Source organism: Dyadobacter jejuensis (genome assembly GCF_003149085.1).
Classification (GTDB): Bacteria; Bacteroidota; Bacteroidia; order Cytophagales; family Spirosomataceae; genus Dyadobacter; species Dyadobacter jejuensis.
In genome coordinates, this window is record NZ_QGDT01000014.1 from 1 (window position 1) to 22377 (window position 22377).

Below are 22377 nucleotides of genomic sequence, written 5' to 3' on the forward strand. Positions count from 1 at the left end.
GTGCCACCGAAGTGACCCCTCGCCTTGCATGTATTAAGCCTGCCGCTAGCGTTCATCCTGAGCCAGGATCAAACTCTCCATTGTAAATTTTGTATTAATAGTTTGGCTGTTTCGAAAAACAACCATGTCTAAATACGAGTATTTCTTACTCTCTTGGTTTATCTCATCATGTCAAAGAACTAGGCCAATTGCGACTTTCTCTCTCTCTTTTCTGTTTCGCCGTCTGCGATTGGGATTGCAAAGGTAGGAAAGATTTTTAGAAATACATAAGACGGGCAAAAAAAATATTCACTTTTTTTAAAGTTCTTTATTCTTTATAAATTTATATAATCATTATACCACAAAATCCCCCTTTTTGGCCCTTTTACCCGATAAAAAACTTTTACCTTTTTTTAGGAATAGATCCGCTCAGCTATCTATTGCCAGGATTGCAGCCCTCCGTACTCCCCAAAGACCTGGCCCCATTACTTACCTGCCACTTCCTTTTATTACTATAATATGGTCCTACCCTCAACTTCTCTTAGCTTACTCGTACCACTACCTATCCAAGCCGGGGGGGTTCATTTGGCAATAGTCGGTATACCTAGGCTTCATCCTTAAAGATTCCTTAAAAGTTAGCCAGGTCCGTATTGCCCCTAATCAAAACATTTAGACTACCCTGCTCTATGTCCTCCCAAATTCCCCATCATATAATAAATGTAGCTGGCCACATGATAGGTATATCGAAGGACACTCCACCATCTTTTATCAAACTCTAAAAACATTTCGAACTTTAAGCCATTATATAGGATTACGAGATGAGCATTCCTATAAGTAGGAATAGCTATATTCCGCCGTACAGGCCAATTATTGGTCAAACCGATACTAAGTATGCCAGACATACTCCAAATAGGCTCAAATACAAAAATTGAAGGATGTGCTCAATGACTTTGTTCGTAATAAGCCTATCTAAGATCCTAGATGGAGAATATGCTGGAAATAGCTTCTTATCCACTATAAATAGAGGGGCTAAGCTCATATAAATAGCTTGGCCCCTCTTATTAGCTTCAAAAGGCTATTCGGTCGCTAAAAATGGATATTGATAACTTTTGGGTGAAACAAACGTTTCCTTGATTACCCTGGGCGACACCCACCGCAGGAGGTTTAAGATAGACCCGGCCTTGTCGTTGGTGCCCGATGCCCTGGCTCCCCCAAAGGGTTGTTGTCCTACTACGGCTCCCGTAGGCTTGTCGTTGATATAAAAATTACCTGCGGCATTCACCAGGTGTTTGGTGGCATATTGAATAGCATATCGATCGGTAGCGAATATAGCACCCGTCAAAGCATAGGGGGATGTAGCATCTATAATAGGAATGATGCCTTCAAAGTCATTTTCATCATAAACAAATACCGTCAGTACGGGTCCAAAAATCTCTTCGGATAGGGTCACGTAATTGGACTCCTTGGCTAGCAATATCGTTGGTTCAATAAAATAGCCATGCTCCTTGGTATACCCCCCTCCCGTTATTATTTCTACTGCATCACTTTTTGAAGCCTCGTTGATATAGTTCGTGATTTTATCGAAAGACTTTTCGTCTATAACCGCATTTACAAAATTACCAAAGTCTTCAACCCCACCCATTTTTATAGTAGCCAGTTCCTCAAGCATGATCGACTTTACTTCCTCCCACAAATTAGTAGGAATATAAGCGCGTGATGCGGCAGAACATTTTTGCCCTTGGTATTCAAAAGCACCTCTGATAAGTCCAATCGCCACTTCTCTCGCATGGGCCGATCGATGAGCCAACACAAAATCTTTGCCTCCTGTTTCTCCTACAATCCTTGGAAAGGATTTATAGCAATCCAGATTGTTGCCAATCGTCTTCCAAATGGTTTTAAAAACCGAGGTACTTCCTGTAAAATGTATTCCAGCAAAATCGGGATGGCTAAAAACAATATCCCCAGCGGCTGGCCCATCCACCAATATCATATTGATTACTCCATCGGGGAGGCCTGCCGCCTTAAATACCTTCATGATGACATTTGCAGCATAAACTTGTGTAAATGCGGGTTTCCATACCACTACATTACCCATTAATGCGGGTGCCGCGGGTAAATTACCCGCAATGGCCGTAAAATTGAAGGGTGTAATTGCAAAAACGAAACCTTCGAGCGGACGATATTCCATTCTGTTCCAAACTCCTTCCGATGATACCGGCTGCTGCTCGTAAATTTCTTGCATAAAATTTACATTCAATCTTAAAAAATCGATGAATTCACAAGCAGCATCAATTTCGGCTTGATAGGCATTTTTAGACTGGCCTAGCATGGTAGCCGCATTAATTTCTGCGCGGTACGGACCAGCTATAAGCTCAGCAGCCCTTAAAAAAATAGCTGCACGCTGTTCCCATGACATTGCTGCCCATGGTTTGGCGGCATGAAGCGCTTGACTTATGGCACTGCTCACATCCTTTTTATTCCCCTCATGAAAGTACCCCAATATATGTTGGTGGTCGTGTGGTGGAGAAATGACCCGTTTATTTCCAGAAAAAATCTCCTGGTTACCTATGTATTGAGGAATCTCAATTTGTTTCGATCTGGCTGCCACTAAGGCCTCTTTTAGCACAATAGTCTCTGGGCTACCTGGAGCATAGCTTTTCACTGGTTCGTTTCGAAGCTCAGGAACATTGAATTTACCGATTGACATGGTTTTTTGCTTTGAATTAAAGATTGATAGTGCTTATTGATTCCTAATTTATAAAGAATAATATAGACAATATAAGTATCATACCAAAAACTTGTAGCTTCCCTACAAGGTAAAGAAGCGCCTTCCCTCACCTTCTAACTGAGTACGTCAAGGATTATTATTTTTCGACGCGCTGAAAATATTAGACCACAAACCCAGAAAAAGTATTCCCTATACCCGGATTTTTCTCCTATAACAAGGTATCCAAAAGTATAACACGTAAATGCTGCGGTGATTTTTTGCTCCCGTTATTGGCCAAGTTACGGCACTCCCTTCAATATCCGCCTTTTCTTTTATTTGCTACTCATTGGTCATGGGGCGGGGAAATCCTGGTAGATACGTTTCAGTTCGGTTTTGATAAAGGGTATATCATCCCGCAAATCAGGGTATTTTTTAATGATGGGGTCGATAATACTGCAAAGTTCATCCAGCGTAAGTGATTCGTTGTTGCTAGAAGTTCTTAAATTTGCACTTACATGCATGCTTTCATAGTATTTTGAAAAGCTTAGCACCTTACCAACAGTGTAAAAAATTAATATAATTAATCTATAGAATATTAACTATATTAATTTTAGATAACTACATTTTTTATCACTTAAAGCCATGCATGTTGGGCCAGTTTGAATTAATAAAGAAAATAATAAATGATATTCTATAGTACAAAAACCAGCAGTCATAAAGCCAAGCTGGAGGAAGCTATTTTTAGGAGCCTACCACCCGACAATGGTCTGTATATGCCCGAGCATATTCCCTCCCTGTCCCAGGCTTTTCTGGACGATATTCAAAATAAGACCTTTAAGGAAATAGCGATAGAGGTAACTCATACCCTCCTTTCCGACGACCTTACTCGTCAAGAGGTAGTGGAGATTATCGATTTGGCCTACGATTTTGAAGCTCCCACCCAGAGAATATCCGAGGATGTATATGTTTTGGAATTGTTTCATGGTCCGTCTATGGCCTTCAAAGACTTTGGAGCTCGGTTTATGGCCGCCTTGATGTCCTATTTCCTAAAACGTAATAATAAGGAGCTCAATATATTGGTGGCTACTTCCGGCGATACGGGGGGAGCCGTGGCCCAGGGCTTCTTCGATGTACCCGGCATTTCAGTCACCATACTTTATCCGAGTGGTAAGGTAAGCGACATCCAGGAAAAACAATTGACTACTTTGGGTCATAACGTACAGGCTCTAGAAGTAGACGGTACCTTCGATGACTGTCAGAAGTTAGTGAAGGAGGCGTTCTTGGATCAGGAGCTCAATGAGCGCTTTAATTTGGCATCGGCCAACTCCATCAACATTGCCCGACTCATTCCTCAGTCCTTCTATTACTTTGCCGCCTATGCGCAACTTAAGCAGCTGGGCAAGCCCATCGTCTTTGCGGTGCCGAGTGGAAATTTTGGTAATTTGAGTGCAGGCCTTCTGGCCTTCCGTATGGGACTGCCTGCAGCACATTTTGTGGCGGCTACTAATAAAAATAACGCGGTACCTCGTTATCTGGAATCGGGAACGTACAATCCCTTGCCGTCTATCGAAACCATATCCAATGCAATGGATGTGGGCAACCCGAGTAACTTTGTCCGCCTGACCCGATTCTTCCAGGAAGATCTGAATTTGATTAGAGAAAAAGTATCGGGTTACTATTTCGACGATTCCCAAACCCGAGATGCCATGCGGGAATTGAATGATGCTTTAGAATATATAGCATGTCCCCATACGGCAGTAGCTTACCTGGGACTTGAGGCTTATCGAAAAGAAAGTAACTCCGATTTTGTGGGTGTCTTTCTATCGACGGCCCATCCGGCCAAATTCATCGATTTGGTAGAGCAAACACTGGGAAAAAGCATAGAAGTGCCAGAACGACTCCAAAAACTGCTTTCTCTTCCAAAAACAGCCACTAAGTTATCATCCGACTTTATATCTTTTAAAGATTTACTAATCAGCACTTTAAGCAAAAAATAGACAAAAACAAAGCCGATTAGAATCGTCTGTAGCAATTCTACACGTACGATCCCTCGCTACAAACAAAGGAAAAGGGGCGTAATTTTCATTAATTTGAAAATTACGCCCCTTCTTTTTTTTAATGGGAGACTAGTTGACCAGATCCCCTCTCAAATTTCGAAAACGTTTTCGTGCTTCGGCAATATGAATACTGCCGGGGTATTGCTCCAGCAATTTTTGATATTGCCTCATGGCTTCATCCTTGTTTTGGAATTTCTCCTCATAGAGCCTGGCCATTTCGAAAAGGCCGTCGTCGCCCAATATATCGTGCCCAAACTTTTGAGTGAGGATTTCTAGATTCTTTAATGCGGCCTGATTGCTGTCGAGGGTAATGTAAGTTTTAGCACTCAACCATAATAGTTCGTCGGTCAGGCTATGCTGGGGATACCTGGTCAGCATAGCCTGGAGGCTATCCAAAGCCTGATACTTTTTATTCTGGAATATCAGCAGTTCAATATTGGCATATTCCCCCATGGCCGTTTCACTACTATCGAGTCCGGTGTTGTCCATGATCCGTAACGAAAGTTCATTGGCGTCATTGGCGATTTCGCGGGTAGTGGCCTTTTTTAATATATTGAGTACGTCTTTGGCCAGGTCAAAATCTCCCTTATAATAATGGAGCTTGGCATTGCGTAGCTTGGCTTCGTACCCTAGTTGATCGTCTTTCTGCGATTTTTCTACCTGAGAATAAAGCAAAGAAGCCTCCCAAGGCTCCCCTTTTAAGAGGTATATATCGCCCAAATCCAGCTTGCAATGGTCTACAAAGCTGGATTCCTTACTCCCGGCAACTATCGCCTGATTGAGGGCCTTTATGGCATCATCGAAATTGTCCTGATAAAAGGCGTATAAATGGGCTAGGTTGCGCAATACCTGCACGGTTCTATCGTCCACCCCGAGCTCCTCCAGGAGCTTCTGATACTGCTCCACGAGCTTGCTTACCTCTTTCTTATTAATCGGAAAAGTATTCCGTACCTTTTGTTCCCGGGCAAAGATGGCCAATCGGCGGGCTATGGGGTAGACTTCCTCCCCCTTATGCTCCTTGACTAGGTAGTCGAAAATAGATCCCGAATTGCCATAATCCTGATTCTGTAGGGCCAGCATCCCCAAGTTATACAGCCTTTTTCCCTTATAGTTAAAGCGTTTATCCAGTGCTCTTTCCTGTATAAAAGCCTTATAAAAATCCTTCTTTTGTATTTGGTACCAAATGAGCAATTCACTATAAAACCCCTCGTTAGGATACGCCTGGATACGTTCGTACAGAATCTTCTCTAATAACAATTGCTCTTCCTCGGTTTTGAGGAAGTCCTGAAACATGTTTTGAACGATCTGGATGTTCTGATAGCGGGTACCATACGAAAGGAGTTCATCGATCATTTTTTCGGACTCGTCCAGTTCTTTATAGATACTGGCCACCTCTAGCTGAAAGAGATCACTCCGCTTAGCCTTGGTTCGGGCATCGTTAAGAGCAGCCAGTGACAATTCTGGATGTTGCAAACGGCGAAACTCTTCGGCCAATTGTCGATTCTGATCGATCCCTATATTAGGACGCTCTATGGCTTGTCCAAACTTTTTGAGGGCTTCCTGGGCCTTCCCTTGGCCCTCTAACAGCACTCCCCAATACAATAGGTACCAGCTCGACTCGGGTCCATTGGCCTTGCTTTGTTTTTTAAATAGCTTTTCAGCTTCATTCCAGGCCTTCAGCCGAATACTACATTCGGTATAATGCCTGAGGGAAAGCATATCGAAATCGTCCTGAAGGTAGGTTTGATAGAGGGCAGTAGCCTTGGCGCAATCGTCCGTTTTAAAGTATTCCTCGGCCAGCTGGCGCTCGCTCTGGGCCAGCACCGGGCCGGCCGCCCCGGAAATTAAAAAACTATAAATAACTCCCCTTATAATTTCCCTTTTCATAATAGAAAAAAATCTTTTTCCTTTTTTATTATCTTTCTCTAGCCCTGTGGATATGTCGATAAATAGCTTATTCACTGTAGATGCACATAGTTATTCACATTTTGTGGATAACTATGTGGGTTTCTCCACATAGTTATTAGTTACTTTCCACTTTTAAGTGCTTGGTTTACAAGATATGCATTTAATTATCGACATCATAGTGTGTATAACTATAGGAATTGCGTAATTTTGGTTATCCACAGAATCTATAGTGTATCAACGGGCTGTTAACTCTGAGTTGGATGTGAATTGTCCACTGTAGGTGACGCTCCACGTTTTTATCCACATATATACGTGGTTATCCACAAGGTTGTTCACAAAATTCAGTCGTTTTCCCACAGATTTTCGAACTTATTCACATACTTATCCACATATTGCGCATAAGTTTTAGGTTTATTGTGGATTATCCACGGTAATATCAATGCCACTAATCTCAAAATTGCTTTTGAGATGTAATTTTTCAGGTAAAAAAATCACGGTTTCGGGTTGAAGCCCCTTTTCTAGGTTCCCACTATCCCATTTTTGGTTGCGGTTGCTATCAAGGGTGAGTCGTAAGTAGTATTTTCCTTCGGGAATGTGGATAAAATGGTAGGGGTATTGGAAGGTCTGCTTAACAACCTGGTATTTTTCATCGAGCAACTCGATGATTACCGAGGTGGTCGAGTCTGCATTTAGGACGGTGCCCGATAGGGTTGCGTAGTCCTCTGGATCCAAAACAGGATGTTTCAAATGGGTGAGTGGCAAAGTATCTTGTTCTACACTGATGACAGCACCCAAGGGAATTTGCCATTTCAGACTGTCTATAGCCTTGGTATTTCCTTCTATTTTTAGCTCGTTATGGTAATCGTTCCAGGTTTGTTTTAGATCTGTAAGCGGTATATAAGTGACGCTATCGGTATAGAGTCGGATGGAATCGGCATCGAGAAAGGCAATGGGTTTGTTGAATTTTAACGAATAGCTAAATTCGTTGGCCAATGGCTTATTATTTTGCGGCTCCGTTGCCATGGTAAAGGGTTCTTTTTGCGGTGTTTTTCCCCTCTGTTGTTGGAAGGCAATTTTCTGTTGAAAGGTGCTATCTGTACCCAAAGAGTCGGTTACCTGGAGGTTTACAACTACCGTGTCGGAGTGGGGTTCTATGTTAAAGAATTTGATCTGGTTGGTTTCGCGGATATGGGGTAGGCTATCGGGGGTTTCGAAGCTCACCCTCGCTTTTTCTATTCCTTTGTTAAACACTACCGTATAGTTATTGACTTTGGGCAAGGTGCGTTGGATACGGATGGGGGTATTATCGGAAATGGCCATGGTAAGGTTGTAATTGGTGGAGTCGGCATCTCCGATAATATTTTCTTTTAAAAAGCCGATACGCTCGTCTTTTGCATTATAGAGCATATTTCTATTCTTATCTTCAATGGCTATGAGTCGGTATGCTTTTACCTGAACGTTTTCGATGCTAAATATGCCGGAGCTGTCGGTTCTAGAGAAGTAATAGGGTTTCGTTTTAGCCGGATTTAGTGTGTCGGTAGGGAGATACAACCCTACCAATACATCGAGGATGGGTTGATTGGTTTTTACGTCTTTAACCTTTCCGTATACCCTACCCGAGTCGAGCTTGGGTCCAGTGCTGAAAACTAGTTTTAGGTTTTTGGCGGGGTTTTTCTCTGCATAATCCTTAATTCCATCTCCAAAATTGAGGGTATAGGTCGTGCTATCTTCAAATTCCTTTTTGAAGTTAAGGATGACGGTTTCGCCGTTTAATTTGTAAGAATATGGATTATCAGCCTCCGGGGTTATCACCAGTTTCTGGTTGAGGTTGTCCACGATTACATATTCATCGAAAAGCAGTTCTACCCTATTATCTTTAAAATTAATGGTTCGATTCGGAGGATAGCTTTGGAGCAATATGGGGGCTAAGGAATCTTTTTTTCCTCCTGTTGGGGCCACTACCTGGGCGCAACGGCCAAAGATAAGCAGACTAATAACGGCTATGAATACGGTTCTTAAAATCATATTTGTAAAGATAAAAACCCCCAATACGACACTGGGGTATTGAGGGTTTTAGTGATGAGTGATCGATTTATTGAGGGGATACAATATATATTAAACTCGAGGTATTGTACGCTTGTGTGGGTCCCTTACGGCCCTTCCAGTTCGATAAGGAGCCTACCTTAAGGCTTTCGGCTAAGCCTGTACTCCCCTGTTGATATTTACTACTTAGCATACTTACATAGTAGGAGTCGAACCACATGGGGTCTATCCGCTCTATCTTCAGCTGATGTTTTTGTAGAAGCTTATCCATTGTGGAGGGAGTGAAATGGTACAGATGTCGGGGAACGTCGTAAGCGGCCCAAAACCGATGGTAATGTTGGGCATCATAAGATCCGGGATTAGGCACGGCAATGATGATTTTTCCCTTAGCCGTTACCCGATTTCGGAGCCAGTCTATGGTTTCGTTGAGCCGGTGTACATGTTCGAGAACGTGCCACATCGTTACGATATCGTAGTCTCCTTGGAGCTCGTCAATATGTGTTACAATTTCCGATTGCGTCTTTTGTTGGGCCTGTTTTCTGGCTTGGGGGTCTGGTTCTGTTCCGTTAATGGTCCATCCGTTTTGCTTACAGATCTGCAAAAAACTACCGGTACCACAACCCATATCGAGTAGGTTTCCTTTGGATGGTACGAGGCCGTTGATGAGTTTTAGTTTCTGATGGAGGGTATAGTCGCGGACCAGATTATAGGCGCGGCTCATCAAGTCTTTGGCCTCGTCGTGGTGCGATATATAGTTTTCTGATTGGTAAAACGCTCCTATTTCTTCTTCTGCCGGACGCGGGTTGGTAAACAGAAAATGACAGGCATTACACTGTTGTATCTTAAACTCCTGATGGGATACGGTATAATCTTCTACGTTCAAATAGTTGCTAAAACTATTGGTGGAGCATATGGGGCAATTGGTTATTTTTTCCATGTTTTATCGTCCTATAAATAGCATAAGTACCGAGATATCGGAAGGGCTCACTCCGCTTATTCTGGAGGCCTGTCCGATGGTGGTAGGCCGCGTTCTTTTTAATTTTTCCCGGCCCTCATAGGAGAGAGAGGTTACGGCGTCATAATTGAAATTTTCGACAATGGACAGGTCTTCCAATTTATTCATTTTCTCTACCAGCAGCATTTCTTTTTCTATATAGCTGTCGTATTTCAAATGTATTTCGGCCTGTAGGATAGCGTCGGCGGTATAGCCTTCCAATAGCTCCTGTATTGGCGGGTGTGCCTCCAGGATTTTGGCAATGGTGATCTGAGGCCGCTTAAGAAGTTGGTACAAGGAGGTTTTTTCTCGAATCAATGAGGTGTCGAGACGTTCTAACGCCGGGTTGATTTCGGCCGGTTGGTATTTGTGTTGGCTTAGCTTTTCGGATAGCTCGGCCATTTGTTTTTCTTTTTCCTGCACTTTTTCTAGCCTTTCTTGGCTTGCTAAGCCCAGGGCGTGTCCTTTGGCAGTAAGCCTGATATCGGCGTTGTCTTGGCGCAGAAGGGTCCGGTATTCGGCCCTTGAGGTAAACATGCGGTAGGGCTCTTCGGTGCCTTTATTGATCAGATCGTCTATGAGTACGCCAATATAAGCCTCCGATCTTTTAAGGGTAAAGGGTTCTTTTTGGTGCACATTTTGGTGGGCGTTGATACCCGCCATAAGGCCTTGGCAAGCGGCCTCTTCGTAGCCGGTAGTTCCGTTGATTTGTCCCGCAAAAAATAGATTGGAAACCAAATGGGTCTCTAAGGTCGACTTCAACTGGGTCGGCGGAAAGTAATCGTATTCTATCGCATAACCAGGACGGAACATTTTGGCATTTTCGAAGCCTGGAATTTTCCGCATGGCCGCGTACTGTACATCCTCGGGCAGGGAGGTGGAGAAGCCATTGACATATACCTCTACGGTGTCCCATCCTTCTGGTTCTACAAATATTTGATGGCGGTCTTTGTCTGCAAACCGGTTGATTTTGTCTTCTACCGAAGGGCAATAGCGTGGGCCGATTCCCTTAATACGACCCGAAAACATGGGCGATTTTTCGAATCCAGTTCTAAGGACTTTATGAACCTCCTCGTTGGTATAGGTAATCCAGCAGCTTCTTTGTTTGGCCAAAGGCTGGGTATCGGTATAGGAAAATTTGCTGGGTATTTCGTCTCCGGGTTGTTCTTCCATTTTCGAATAGTCCAGGGAGCGTCCATCAACCCGAGGCGGAGTTCCTGTTTTCATACGCCCCGATTCGAAGCCCAGGCCTACCAATTGTTCCGTCAATCCGGTGGCCGATTTCTCCCCGGTGCGTCCCCCACCAAACTGCTTCTCTCCTATATGGATCAGACCATTCAAAAACGTACCATTGGTAAGGACTACGGATTTGGATCGGATCGTGATGCCTAAGCTCGTAACGACCCCGCAGGCCTTGCCGTCTTCGAGTACTATTTCTTTGGCGGTGTCTTGCCAAAAATCCACCCTGGGATTTTCCTCCAAGGTATTGCGCCATTCTTGGGCAAAAAGTACTCGATCACTTTGGCATCGGGGGCTCCACATCGCCGGACCTTTAGAAAGGTTTAGCATTCGGAATTGGATCATCGTCCGGTCGCTAATGATCCCGGACTGTCCACCGAGGGCGTCTATCTCCCGGACGATCTGCCCCTTGGCTACGCCTCCCATGGCGGGGTTGCAGGACATCTGTGCGATGGTATGCATGTTCATGGTGATCAGCAGTACCGAGGACCCCATGGTAGCTGCGGCTGCTGCGGCTTCACATCCGGCGTGTCCGGCACCTACTACGATGACGTCATATTCTGGAAACATAGTATTTTACTTTTTGTGGATTCACTTTTGTGAAGTGTTCCACGTGGAAATTTTTTAAAATAATAAGAGATACTCATCCTCTTTGGCGCGCATGACCTGCTTTAGGTCTGGAGTGGTATCGTCAAAACCAAGTAGGTGGAGTAGGCCATGTACCAATACCCGCCTCAGCTCGGTTTCAAAGTCGCTATCAAATGATTCGGCGTTTTCTCTGACCCGGTCGATGCTGATATAAATATCACCCTCCACAATGCCCTCCTCTTCGCTGTTGTCGAAGGTGATAATGTCGGTATAATAGTCATGATCGAGGTATTCCTTGTTGATCTCCAATAGGTAATCGTCCGAACAGAAAATATAATTAAGTTCTGTGATTTTATAATCGTTTGATACACAGGTGTTTGTGAGCCATTTTTTTGTTTTGACTGGCTTCGGTATGTCAAATGCGACTTCTTCCTGGAAGAACTGAATCATGTATATTATAACGTGAAAAGGTCATGGTAATATATTCGTTTAGAACGAATTGAAATGAAAATTAGCGCAAAGATACTAAGTAGTTTATAAACTTAATGGGGGGAATTTGGGTAGGGAACTACATTGAGGCGCCTCCAAGTCCTTAGGGAGGGCCATTTATGCCGTAAAAAGGGAGGATAGCCGTGGTGGAGGGGATAAAAAAGATTCTTGATACCATGGAGTACGAATCCGTTTCTGGTACCAAGAATCCTGATTATTTTAATTTACCGATTCGTATTTTTTAAAGTACTGGTCCACCTCTTTTTTGTAATAGGGGGAAAATGTGGGGGGGATCGTACGAAGCAACTCCGTCTGTTTTTCTTTTTCTTTTATAAATTTTTCGAAGGCCGCAGGAGGTTTTCTAGGGAGCTGCCTAGCCGCTTGAGCCTTGCGTTGCTGATCCTCATCTTGCTCTTTCATGGCTTTCTCGGACTCTAGTAACCGTGTTTTTATTTCTTGGTTCCTTTTGATCAAGTCCGGGCCGATGCGTTTGTTGACCAGGTCCGTTTCGGTTTGGTCCATTTTGTCGGCAATTTCTTGTAGCTCCTTTTTTAGCTGCTGGCCTCCAGGGGTTCCTTTCTGTGCGTTTATCAAGTCCTGCACCATCTGACGGATCCGCGCTTGCTCGGCCGCCATACGGGCCAGTTGTTCGGACTGGTTGCCTTGCCCCTCCTGTCCCGATCCCAATTGTTTCATTTGCCCATTGAGCTTTTCTTGCTGCTCCCCTATTCCGGGTTGCTGGCTCTTTTGTTTTCCTTTTTTACCTTTTCCAGCCCCCGGCATGGCCATCGCCATCTGCTCTTGCATTTGGTTGAGCACGTCGCTGAGCATAAGGGCCAGGTTGTTCATGGAGGTCATGGCGGCCTGTTGCTGAGCCGTGGCCACCGGCAAGTGGCGTTCGCGGATATTGGTCATGCTACCGTCCATATAGCCCTTCATATCGTTGAGCTCTCTGGTCACGAAGGTCTGGATTTGTAGTACCCGATTGGCCAGCGCATAGAGGCTATCTTCTACTACCTTGGCATCGTCTTGTAACTTCAGCTGCTGCTGTCCCAATTTTACGAATCGCGGATCTTGTAAGCTTACTCCTCTGAAGTCCTTCATCAGCTGCTCCTGATCGAATGAAAGCGTGATCAGGTTTTCGAGGATATCCCTCAGCGCATCTAGATCCTCCTGCATTTGTTCCATTTCCATCGACTCCATCGATGCCGACATAGCCTGCGCGGTTTGCTTCATGGCTTTGGCCGCTTTTTTCATAGACTGTGAGGCTTTTGAGCTGTTCTTTTGGCCCAACTGCTTCTGGCTCTCTTGGAGGCTCTCAGAGGCCTCTTTTTGGCTTTCCTTTTGAGTGTCTACGGGTTGGTCTATCTCCTCACCCAGCGATTCTATTTCCTTAATAGATTCTTGGGCCTTTTCATATTCCTCCTTAATTTCCTGTTGCTGCTTGCTTAGGTTCTGTTGTTCCTGGTCCTTCTGAGTTCCTTGCTGTTGTTTTCCATTCTCTTGGGTTTTATCGGACAGTTGTTCCTCTTGCTCGGCTAGCTCTTCCAGTTTTTCGGCGAGTTGTTCTACCTTTTGCTCTAGCTGCATCTGTTTAAAGAGCTTCATAGTGCGTTCCAGTTCCTTCTCTAAGTTTTGTTCTTTATTGCGCAGCTTTTCCAGGGTACTGTTTAGGCGCTCGCTCTGCTTGTTCTCCAGGAGCTTCTTTAGTTCTTCATAAAGCTTTTCGGTGTCTTTGTCTAGCAAATCGTCCATGAGCTTTTGTAGCTTTTCTATTTTTTCCTGTAGCTCTGGACTTTGTTGGTTAAACTGCCTGGCCTTTTCAAATGTCGATTTATTTTGTTCCTGTAGGTCTTTAAGTTCCTGGATGAGCTCCTCTCGTTTCTTGAGCAGATCTTCCATTTGTTTTTGCTCTTTAAAATCGAATTCCTTATTGCGCTTGAGGCGGTCATCAATTTTTTTCAGATCCTTTTCCAGACTTTGGGCCTTTTGCAAGGCCGACTGCATTCGTTGTTGGGTGGCTTCTTCCGATTTTTTAAGATCGGCAGCCAATTCATCTTTGCTGGGAACCGTAAACTGTACCGATCTGGATCGGGTGCTCTTCGGGCCATTTACCCCATCGTTGTCGGATACCTGTACGAAGTAGGTGATCCGGTCTCCGGCGGCTAGCTGGAGGCTATCTACATACCATTGAAAGAAAAAGCTTTGATTATTGACTCCATTATTGAACGGTATGGGGATGCTTTTGTTGGGAGACGCGGCCTTCTCGTCCTTGCGTTGTAAGGCGTAATGAAGTTTCAAGTTCGAAAAACCATAATCGTCTCCAATGGTACCTCCTAGCACGAAATAATTATACAAGGTGGTATCCTGAAAATTCTCCAGCGTAAGGCTGGGGTATTGGTCGGGGATGACCTGTATGGCATAGGAAATAGGTTCTGGAATATGGGCGTCGTCATTGGTGAGCAACATCTGGTAGGCCGTCGACTTCACCGCCTTCTGCTTGATTCTGAAACCGCCACTCTCTATTTGTTGGGCCCTGTATAGAGTGGAATCTCCTTGTAGCTTAAGGGCCAAATCACCCGTTTCGGCCGTATTGAATGTCCATTCTATTTGAGTGCCTTCTGGGATGGTGAGGTTGCCTACATTCTTCAGTGATTCGCTGGGTTTTTTCAAGTAGGCCGGGTATTGCAGTCGAACATCGAAAGATAGTAAGGAAGGCTTAGCCAGGACCTGTAGCGTATAGTCGTCGGAAGTAAAACCTGCAGCCTCCAAGGAAAATGGAATGTCCCTTTGTACATTTTTGAATTGGTAGCTGTACCGCAGCTCATCGACTTTGTTGAGTTTGAATCGGCTGCCATTTTGAAGGATATAAACGGCCTGTGGGAGTGCCTCCCCTTCAAGGGTTAGCTGAAGGTCAAAGTCTTCGTTTTTGAAAGCTTTTAGCTCCTTATTTTCAATCTTAAAAGTAAAAGGGGCATAGGTGAAGTTCTTCTGAAAATGAATGATACGATCGGAACTTGTTGTAAAAAAAGTCGGATTGAATAACAGGATTGCGGCAATAGCTCCTAGTGGATAGAGGGTATATTTAAGCCACTTTTTGTTTTCGTTAAAATGAATGGCGTCCGAAAACTTTACGATCAGCAACTGGTTCGACTTCTGACGTATGCTGGCTTCGATCAGGTCGGTTTGGGTTCCCGTAATATGTTGCAGCTGGAGGGTGTTTAAGAGTTTGTCTCCGATATCTGGAAAGTGACGGCCTATCTGAAGTGCCGCATCTTCATCGGATAGAGGTTGCTTAATTCCCCACAAATGGATGAGGGGTTGTATGACCCATTGAAAAATACAAAAGGCTAAAACTCCCAGGAATCCAAATAATAAGCTACCCCTTATATACGAATTAAAACGCCCATAGTATTCTAGGGTATTGACAAACAAGTAGGCCGTTAGCAGCAATGCCACGGACCAAATAAGCCCCTTGAGTAGCCTATTTTGGTAATACTTCTGTCGGTATTCTTGTATCCTACCCAGTAGTCCACCCATTCCGGTATTGTCTGTTGCCATAGTTGATGGGTATTATCTTTATATTTTTAAAACGTCTATGATCTTAGTAACGTACCTGAAATCGTTTCCGGATACGGTTTGGCTAGTATATTTACGGTATCCTGTTAGTAAATTAAAAAATAATTTGTGGTTGCGTCGATATACCATTTGAAACTGTAATTTACCTATTTCGTTCCTTATATTTCATTTTGCAGGTTTTTTTAAATCGGTAAGGGCCGCCAAGTCAAGGAAATCGATGGTAAACGAGTTAAGACATAGTAATGGTAGGCTTTCCATCGAGTCGATAGGTTAGAGAATCTTTGATGCCAGGTCATATGGAGTAGGTAAAAAAGGTTTTTTTTAAAAATAATAAAATTTTATTCTGGAGATATAAGGGTGTACAGTTGCTTTTCGTATCAGTATAGTTGTAGAGCAAAATATTATACTTGGGTTTAATGCTCCTCATGCTAATAGGAACCAAATAATGGGAGTAACTAAAGCATTGGTATTGCTTTATTTCAACGGCCAACTCAACAACAAACAAAGTGTTAAGGTGGAGCAGTGGCTTAAAAGCGATCCGAATCACACACAACAGGCCTTGCACTGGCTGGCGCAAACAGCGTCCATAGATGAGGATTTGCAAAAGGAAATAGACCTCAAAAGGAGTGCTGTTTGGGAGAGTTTAGCGATACCCATGGCCGCAGACTTTAATATTGATCCGATTATTGTGCCGCTATACGATAACCGGTCCCATGAAAAGAAGGCCAACAGAAACAGGCTGAGATGGGCCAAGATCGCTTGCTCGGTAGCCTTGGTTTGTGGGTTTATCGTATTTTGGTCGTGGAGTCGACAGTCGGTCGATTTTACTACGGCCTATGGGCAAGTAAGTCGGGTTGTGCTACCCGATCGATCGGTGGTCGTCATGAATGGTAACAGCAGTTTACGTTATTTAGGATATCAATTACCCTCTTTTCTGCAACAATCCTTTCCACGAAAGGTTTGGTTAGAAGGTGAAGCGTTTTTCGATGTTAGGCATACCCTCGCCAACGATCCGTTTATAGTATACCTCGACAAGGGGAAGTCCGTTCAAGTGCTTGGCACCACCTTTAATGTGTCGCAACGTGGGAGTCAAAGTCTAGTTTCTTTAAAAACCGGAAGCATCGCTTTTGGTTGGAATGAAAATGGAGAAAAAGAGAAAATAGTACTGACCCCGGGGGATTTGGTGGAAGCCATAAATAAAGGAAATGGGGGGCAGATCGTTAGCAAAACCAGAGTCAATCCTGCTTTGTTCGAAAGTTGGGTACATGGCAAATGGGAATTGGATGCCACCACTTTGGAATCTCTATTAGCAAGATTGGAGCAGAGCTATGGGGTGAAAGTGGCGGTGAGCAATACCTCCTTACTGAAGCATACCGTGTCGGGTTCAATCCCAACGGGGAACATAAGCACCAATCAACTGATTGAATACATCGCTAGTTTATTTGACCTGCGCGTCGTAAAACGGGAGAAGGACATACTATTTACAGAGCAAGAATAAGTGATTTTTAAAGGGGAGCTGGGCCGCATCCGGTTAATTCCTACAGGTTTTAATTTTTTCTAATTCTCCACACTATAAGAAAGGGAGAACAACTTGGAAGCGAGTTTGAGCCTTATGGTTCTTTTGAAAAAAGGACCATAACCAACTATGTCCAAAAATACCGCACCTTTAACTACTCATCTAAATATGAAGACAACTTTAAGAACCTTATTTTTTCTGACGGCGGGCTTGATGGTTATGGCAGCGCCCTTACTGGCACAGTCGTATACTGCCTTTGCTAATCTGGATGTCCCTAAGACGCCACATTCGAAGCGCCAACCCCAAGGGGTGTTATTGAAAGACTATTTGAAAGAAGTAGAAGCTAAGTACAGGGTATCTATTGCCTATTCTACCGACATACTGAAGGACTTACGAGTCAATGCCTCGGTTCAGGAATATGTTCAAAAACAGGCCGTCTTGGAACATAGCCTCAATAAGATTTTAAAGGAATATGATATTTCCTATCGCAAATCGGGAGAGGGATTCTACATTTTGTATCCCACCAAGCCCAAGCAAGTTAAAGATACCCCAAAGGCCACAGAGCCCACTAGTATGCGTTTGGAATCCTCGGTGAAGCATCCGGATAATATACCAGCCATGGTGGTTGTAGCAGGAACGGTAACGGATATTCAGAATGGAGAAGGTATACCGGGAGTTAATATTTTGTTGAAGGATACCAATTTAGGAACCGTGTCTGCGGCCGATGGTAGCTATCGGCTCGAGCTCCCCGACCAAGGGGGAGTGCTCGTATTTTCCTATATAGGCTATGTGACTCAGGAGGTACTAATAACCAACCAAAATAAGCTGGATATACAATTACAAGAAAATGTGAATGCTTTGTCGGAGGTGGTAGTGACCGCCTTGGGGATTGCCAGGGAAGAAAAGTCGCTGGGTTATTCCATCCAAAATATCGATACCAAAGGCATCAATGAGGCTCGGGAGACCAATTTTGTAAACTCAATGCAAGGAAAAGTTGCAGGGGTTCAGATTACCGGAGCATCCGGTAATATTGGCGGATCGTCCAGGATTACCATTCGTGGTTCTAATTCTGTGTCGGGCAATAATCAGCCGCTTTTTGTAGTGGACGGTACCCCCATGGATAATTCTAGCTCCAACTCGGTGGACACGCAGTCGGGACAAGGGGGGCGCGATTATGGAAATGCCGCCCAAGATATTAATCCCGATGATATCGCCTCTATTTCTGTACTAAAAGGTCCCAGTGCAGCGGCCTTATACGGTTCTCGAGCATCGAATGGGGTAATCCTCATCACCACCAAAAGTGGGCAAGGGAAGCAAGGGTTAGGGATTACCTTCAACTCGAGTACCACCCTCGACAAGGTATATATGCTTCCAAGTTATCAGAATCAATATGGTGGTGGATTTAAGCAGACCTTCGATACGTATAATGGTGATCCGGTAGTCAACTTATCGGCCGATGAGAGCTGGGGCCCCAAGCTGGACGGGCAGCTGGTACGACAGTGGGATAGTTTTTTTCCGGGTGAGAACTACGGTAAGTTCACCCCTTGGGTCGCGCATCCCGACAACGTAAAGAATTTCTACCTTACTGGTAAAACTTTTAGCAATAATATTGCGCTGGTGGCTGGTGGAGAGCAGGCCAACTTACGTATCTCTTATACCAATGTGGATCAGAAGGGTACGTTACCGAATAGCAGCATGAAGCGCAATACCTTTAGTATCAACTCTTCTGCGAAACTTTCGCCTAAGTTGACGGCATCAGTAAAAGCCAATTATGTCAATACTTACTTGCATGGCCGACCGGTTACTGGCGATTATACCGGTACCGGTGCCATGAGTGTGGTTTCCTCCTTTAGTACTTGGTTTCAACGACAGGTGGACCTGAGTGCGATGCGGGATTATCGGGCTCCCGACGGCTCCTTGCGAAACTGGAACCTGAAAGGTCCCGATGATTTAACTGGTTTTTACTGGAACAACCCCTATTTTGAGCTCTATGAAAACTACAGTGATGATACCCGGCAGCGAATTTTTGGGAATATTTCACTGGCCTATGAAGTTACGCCCCATCTAACAGTAACCGGCTTTGCCCGTACCGATTTTTATGATCATCGTATCCAGGAAAGAACGGCTGAAGGACATGTCAATGGAAGCATGTATCTTTCCGACAACCGGAAGGTTCAGGAATACAATTATGAGTTTTTAGCTCAATATAACAGGGAGTTGGGTACTGATATTAGCTTTGCTATGAATGTAGGAGCGAATGCCCGAAGAGAAAAATACAACCAAAATTACGGCCGCACCAATGGGGGGTTGAATGTGCCCAATTTCTTCAACCTTCAGGCCTCTGTCGATCGCCCCGATATTACGGATTATTATCGAGCTCGTTCGGTCAATAGTGTCTATGGGAGTGCGACGGTGGGCTTTCGCGACCTGCTATATTTAGAAGGGTCTTTACGAAACGACTGGTCGTCTACTTTGCCTATCAACAACAATGCCTATTTATATCCCGCCGCTTCGTCGAGCGTAGTATTCTCCGAACTTCTTTCCAATTGGGATTTCCTTTCTTTTGGCAAGCTCAGAGCCAGCTGGGCGAAGGTAGGTAACGATACTGACCCCTATCGGCTAGGCATTACCTATTCGCCAAATACTCCTTTTGGGAGTCATCAAATTTTTAATGTTCCCGACGTGCTCAATAACGCCGTCTTAAAGCCCGAACAAACGCATTCTTACGAGATCGGTACGGATTTGAGATTCTTTGGTAGCCGTCTTGGCTTCGATGCCACCTACTATTTTGTATCGACTACCGATCAGATTCTGGATTTACCAGTTTCCTCCACCACGGGCTATGGGTATGCCATTGTAAATGCTGGTAAGATTACCAACCGAGGTTTTGAAGTGATGCTTACAGGTACTCCGGTGAAAGCAGATAATGGCTTTAAGTGGGATGTGGTCCTGAATTGGGCCCGCAATCAGAACGAAGTGGTGTTTCTTGCCGATGGACAGGACAATTATCAGCTAGCCACTTCTTACCGTAACCTGTCTATCAATGCTAGAGTAGGCCAGTCTTACGGTGCTTTAATTGGTACTGGTTTTAAACTCAATGACCAAGGAGAGCGATTGGTGGATAGCTATGGGTATTATATGAAGGAGACGGGTAAAGTATTGGGCAACACCCTGCCCGATTTTACAGGGGGGGTGAGCAACAGCTTTAGCTATAAGAACCTTACTGTAAGCGCTCTAGTCGATTTTCGCAAAGGAGGCAAAATATACTCGGTGACCAATGCTACTGGAACCTATGCCGGACTGTTAGCCGTAACGGCCGGTAATAACGACAAGGGCAATCTGCAGCGTTCTCCTGTAAGTGAAGGCGGAGGATGGCGGGCCGACGGGGTGTTGGAAAGTGGAGAGCCTAACACCACCTATATTGACGCTCAGAACTATTGGAAAGACATTAGAAATATAAATGAAGCGAGCGTTTTCGACGGGTCTTTTATTAAGCTAAGAGAAGTACGAGTAGGGTACCGTGTACCCAAAAGATGGATCAGCAAGACGCCATTCCAGAACCTATCTCTATCCTTAGTAGGACGTAACCTGGCAGTTTTCTTAAGGAATACTGACTTGTTTGATCCTGAAACGACCCTGGGTTCGGGTAATATACAGGGCATTGAATCGGCTCAATTGCCTAGTGTGCGTTCCTTGGGCTTCAATCTTAATGTTTCCTTCTAATCTAAAGTCTTACCGCTATGAATTTACGTAAAAACAACCAATTTTTTTACTTGATGCGCGCCAGCTGGCGGGTCTGTATTCTGGGCTTCTTTCTGGTGTTTTGGACTGGATGTGACAACGGTTTTGAAGAACTAAATATTGACCCAAATAATCCTACTAAAGTCCCGTCGGCCTACTTGCTAAGTAGTGCCCAACAGAATTTGATTAAAGAGATATTTGGGATGGCCAATACCTCTGGAAAGGATGTGATGGGCATGCGCTACATCCAGATGTGGTCTTCCACACTCTATACCGAAGAGGATCGCTATGTTGACATCGAGAGTGATTTTTCTACGATTTATAAGGGGGGCTTGACAGATCTTTATGAGTTGATCCGGCTCAATACCGATCCCAATACTGCTGTAGATGCGGCCCTATCGGGTCCTAACCAGAACCAGATAGCCGTTGCGCGTATCATGCGTGCCTGGACCTTCCATACCCTTACCGACATTTGGGGGGATATCCCTTATTTTCAGGCGGTACAGGGCCTAGACTTCCCTACCCCAGTATATGACCCTCAAGCGGATATCTATGCAGATTTGATTGCCGAACTGGATGCAGCAACGGCCGAAATGAGCCTAGAGGCGGGTAAAATCCAAGGTGATATTATTTATGACGGTGATATGGCCAGCTGGAAACGATTCGCTCAGTCTCTAAAACTGAGAATCGGTATGCGGATGTCGAAAGTAGATCCTGCCTTGGCCGAAAAAACGGTGACAGAAGCTCTTGCTAGTGGGGTATTTACCTCCAATGAACAAGGTGCCAGCTTCCAATACCTGACGGCTCAACCTAACTACAGCCCCTGGTACTACAGCTATTATGTGGGTACTCCTACCCTAGCTGTCGCCAATACCCTCATCGATCAGCTATTGGCTCTTGAGGATCCCAGAATATCAAAATATGCCAAAATTCCTGATAATGGAGGACAGTATACCGGGATTCCTTATGGGGTGAGTGCCGCCGTAGCAGGAAGTTTTGGGAATAAGAATGTTTCCTTCCCGAGCTTAGAAGTGCTATCTGCCGACGCCCAACGTAGTTTGATGTCCTATTCCGAGGTACTTTTCATAGAGGCAGAAGCCGCCGCAAGAGGCTGGATAACCGCCGATGCGGCCACCTTATATAACGATGCCATTGCTGCTTCTATGCGCTATTGGGGAGTGGATGAGGAGGATATAGCCCCTTACCTGGCCAAGTCAGAAGTTACTTTTAACGAAGCGAACTATGCCAAATCCATTGGGGAACAAAAGTGGCTCGCATTTTATATGCAGGGGGTGCAGGCATGGGCCGAATGGCGCAGGTTGGATTATCCGCAATTATTACCTGCTCCCGATGCTGCCAACGGTAGAGGTATTCCCCGGCGAAGGGGCTATCCCTTAGAGGAAATAAATCTGAATCGTGAAAACTATGCCCAAGCCATTGCACGCCAAGGAGCCGATTTGCTTGAAACGAGGATCTGGTGGGACCTAGAATAGCCCATGTTACTGCCCAATATATCAATTTATTATATCAACTTTTT

At 44.6% G+C, this 22377-nt stretch carries 11 protein-coding genes and 1 rRNA gene; 4 read left to right on the plus strand and 8 right to left on the minus strand.

Features of this window, described 5'->3' with window-relative positions; translation table 11 throughout:
• Both CLV98_RS23795 and pruA read right to left on the minus strand, forming a co-directional pair.
• Positions 1 to 84: ribosomal RNA gene (locus CLV98_RS23795) — 16S ribosomal RNA — on the minus strand; the annotation flags it as partial.
• Positions 85 to 1054: 970 nt separating this feature from the next.
• Positions 1055 to 2686 carry an L-glutamate gamma-semialdehyde dehydrogenase gene (gene pruA / locus CLV98_RS19540; RefSeq protein WP_109677150.1) on the minus strand — a complete coding sequence of 544 codons (1632 nt, stop codon included), beginning with the start codon at positions 2684 to 2686 and terminating at the stop codon, positions 1055 to 1057.
• A 683-nt stretch (positions 2687 to 3369) separates the two neighbouring features.
• Between pruA and thrC the strand changes: the two genes are divergently transcribed.
• The gene (gene thrC / locus CLV98_RS19545) at positions 3370 to 4683 is read left to right on the plus strand and encodes a threonine synthase (protein ID WP_109677152.1); all 1314 of its coding nucleotides are present in this window, start codon (positions 3370 to 3372) and stop codon (positions 4681 to 4683) included.
• A 129-nt stretch (positions 4684 to 4812) separates the two neighbouring features.
• Here thrC and CLV98_RS19550 read toward each other — a convergent pair whose 3' ends face one another.
• The 6 genes from CLV98_RS19550 to CLV98_RS19575 form a co-directional block, all read right to left on the minus strand.
• On the minus strand, positions 4813 to 6630 hold the full coding sequence (locus CLV98_RS19550) for a tetratricopeptide repeat protein (protein WP_229203469.1): 1818 nt from the start codon (positions 6628 to 6630) through the stop codon (positions 4813 to 4815).
• A 432-nt stretch (positions 6631 to 7062) separates the two neighbouring features.
• The gene (locus CLV98_RS19555) at positions 7063 to 8676 is read right to left on the minus strand and encodes an Ig-like domain-containing domain (protein ID WP_229203470.1); all 1614 of its coding nucleotides are present in this window, start codon (positions 8674 to 8676) and stop codon (positions 7063 to 7065) included.
• 67 nt (positions 8677 to 8743) lie between these two features.
• On the minus strand, positions 8744 to 9631 hold the full coding sequence (locus tag CLV98_RS19560) for a class I SAM-dependent methyltransferase (protein WP_109677155.1): 888 nt from the start codon (positions 9629 to 9631) through the stop codon (positions 8744 to 8746).
• Positions 9632 to 9634: 3 nt separating this feature from the next.
• Complete coding sequence (gene mnmG / locus CLV98_RS19565; protein ID WP_109677157.1) at positions 9635 to 11497, minus strand: tRNA uridine-5-carboxymethylaminomethyl(34) synthesis enzyme MnmG; 1863 nt, start codon at positions 11495 to 11497, stop codon at positions 9635 to 9637.
• A gap of 54 nt (positions 11498 to 11551) precedes the next feature.
• A complete protein-coding gene (gene ybeY / locus CLV98_RS19570; RefSeq protein WP_109677159.1) occupies positions 11552 to 11965 on the minus strand; it encodes an rRNA maturation RNase YbeY in 414 nt (137 codons plus the stop codon).
• Positions 11966 to 12223: 258 nt separating this feature from the next.
• Complete coding sequence (locus tag CLV98_RS19575; protein WP_229203471.1) at positions 12224 to 15565, minus strand: DUF4175 family protein; 3342 nt, start codon at positions 15563 to 15565, stop codon at positions 12224 to 12226.
• Positions 15566 to 16028: 463 nt separating this feature from the next.
• Here CLV98_RS19575 and CLV98_RS19580 point away from each other — a divergent pair, with 463 nt between their 5' ends.
• The 3 genes from CLV98_RS19580 (at position 16029) to CLV98_RS19590 (ending at position 22333) form a co-directional block, all read left to right on the plus strand.
• Positions 16029 to 17081, plus strand: coding sequence for a FecR family protein (locus CLV98_RS19580; protein ID WP_109677161.1), 1053 nt, complete (start codon positions 16029 to 16031; stop codon positions 17079 to 17081).
• Positions 17082 to 17267: 186 nt separating this feature from the next.
• A complete protein-coding gene (locus CLV98_RS19585; protein ID WP_229203472.1) occupies positions 17268 to 20822 on the plus strand; it encodes a SusC/RagA family TonB-linked outer membrane protein in 3555 nt (1184 codons plus the stop codon).
• Positions 20823 to 20839: 17 nt separating this feature from the next.
• Positions 20840 to 22333, plus strand: a complete 1494-nt coding sequence (locus CLV98_RS19590) for a SusD/RagB family nutrient-binding outer membrane lipoprotein (RefSeq protein ID WP_109677163.1) — start codon at positions 20840 to 20842, stop codon at positions 22331 to 22333.
• Positions 22334 to 22377 lie beyond the last annotated feature (44 nt).

Excerpts from the sequence above, each read along its gene's own strand:
- pruA (WP_109677150.1), bottom strand. The coding sequence starts at position 2,686 with ATGTCAATCGGTAAATTCAATGTTCCTGAGCTTCGAAACGAACCAGTG.
- thrC (WP_109677152.1), top strand. The coding sequence starts at position 3,370 with ATGATATTCTATAGTACAAAAACCAGCAGTCATAAAGCCAAGCTGGAG.
- CLV98_RS19550 (WP_229203469.1), bottom strand. The coding sequence starts at position 6,630 with ATGAAAAGGGAAATTATAAGGGGAGTTATTTATAGTTTTTTAATTTCC.
- CLV98_RS19555 (WP_229203470.1), bottom strand. The coding sequence starts at position 8,676 with ATGATTTTAAGAACCGTATTCATAGCCGTTATTAGTCTGCTTATCTTT.
- CLV98_RS19560 (WP_109677155.1), bottom strand. The coding sequence starts at position 9,631 with ATGGAAAAAATAACCAATTGCCCCATATGCTCCACCAATAGTTTTAGC.
- mnmG (WP_109677157.1), bottom strand. The coding sequence starts at position 11,497 with ATGTTTCCAGAATATGACGTCATCGTAGTAGGTGCCGGACACGCCGGA.
- ybeY (WP_109677159.1), bottom strand. The coding sequence starts at position 11,965 with ATGATTCAGTTCTTCCAGGAAGAAGTCGCATTTGACATACCGAAGCCA.
- CLV98_RS19575 (WP_229203471.1), bottom strand. The coding sequence starts at position 15,565 with ATGGCAACAGACAATACCGGAATGGGTGGACTACTGGGTAGGATACAA.
- CLV98_RS19580 (WP_109677161.1), top strand. The coding sequence starts at position 16,029 with ATGGGAGTAACTAAAGCATTGGTATTGCTTTATTTCAACGGCCAACTC.
- CLV98_RS19585 (WP_229203472.1), top strand. The coding sequence starts at position 17,268 with ATGAAGACAACTTTAAGAACCTTATTTTTTCTGACGGCGGGCTTGATG.
- CLV98_RS19590 (WP_109677163.1), top strand. The coding sequence starts at position 20,840 with ATGAATTTACGTAAAAACAACCAATTTTTTTACTTGATGCGCGCCAGC.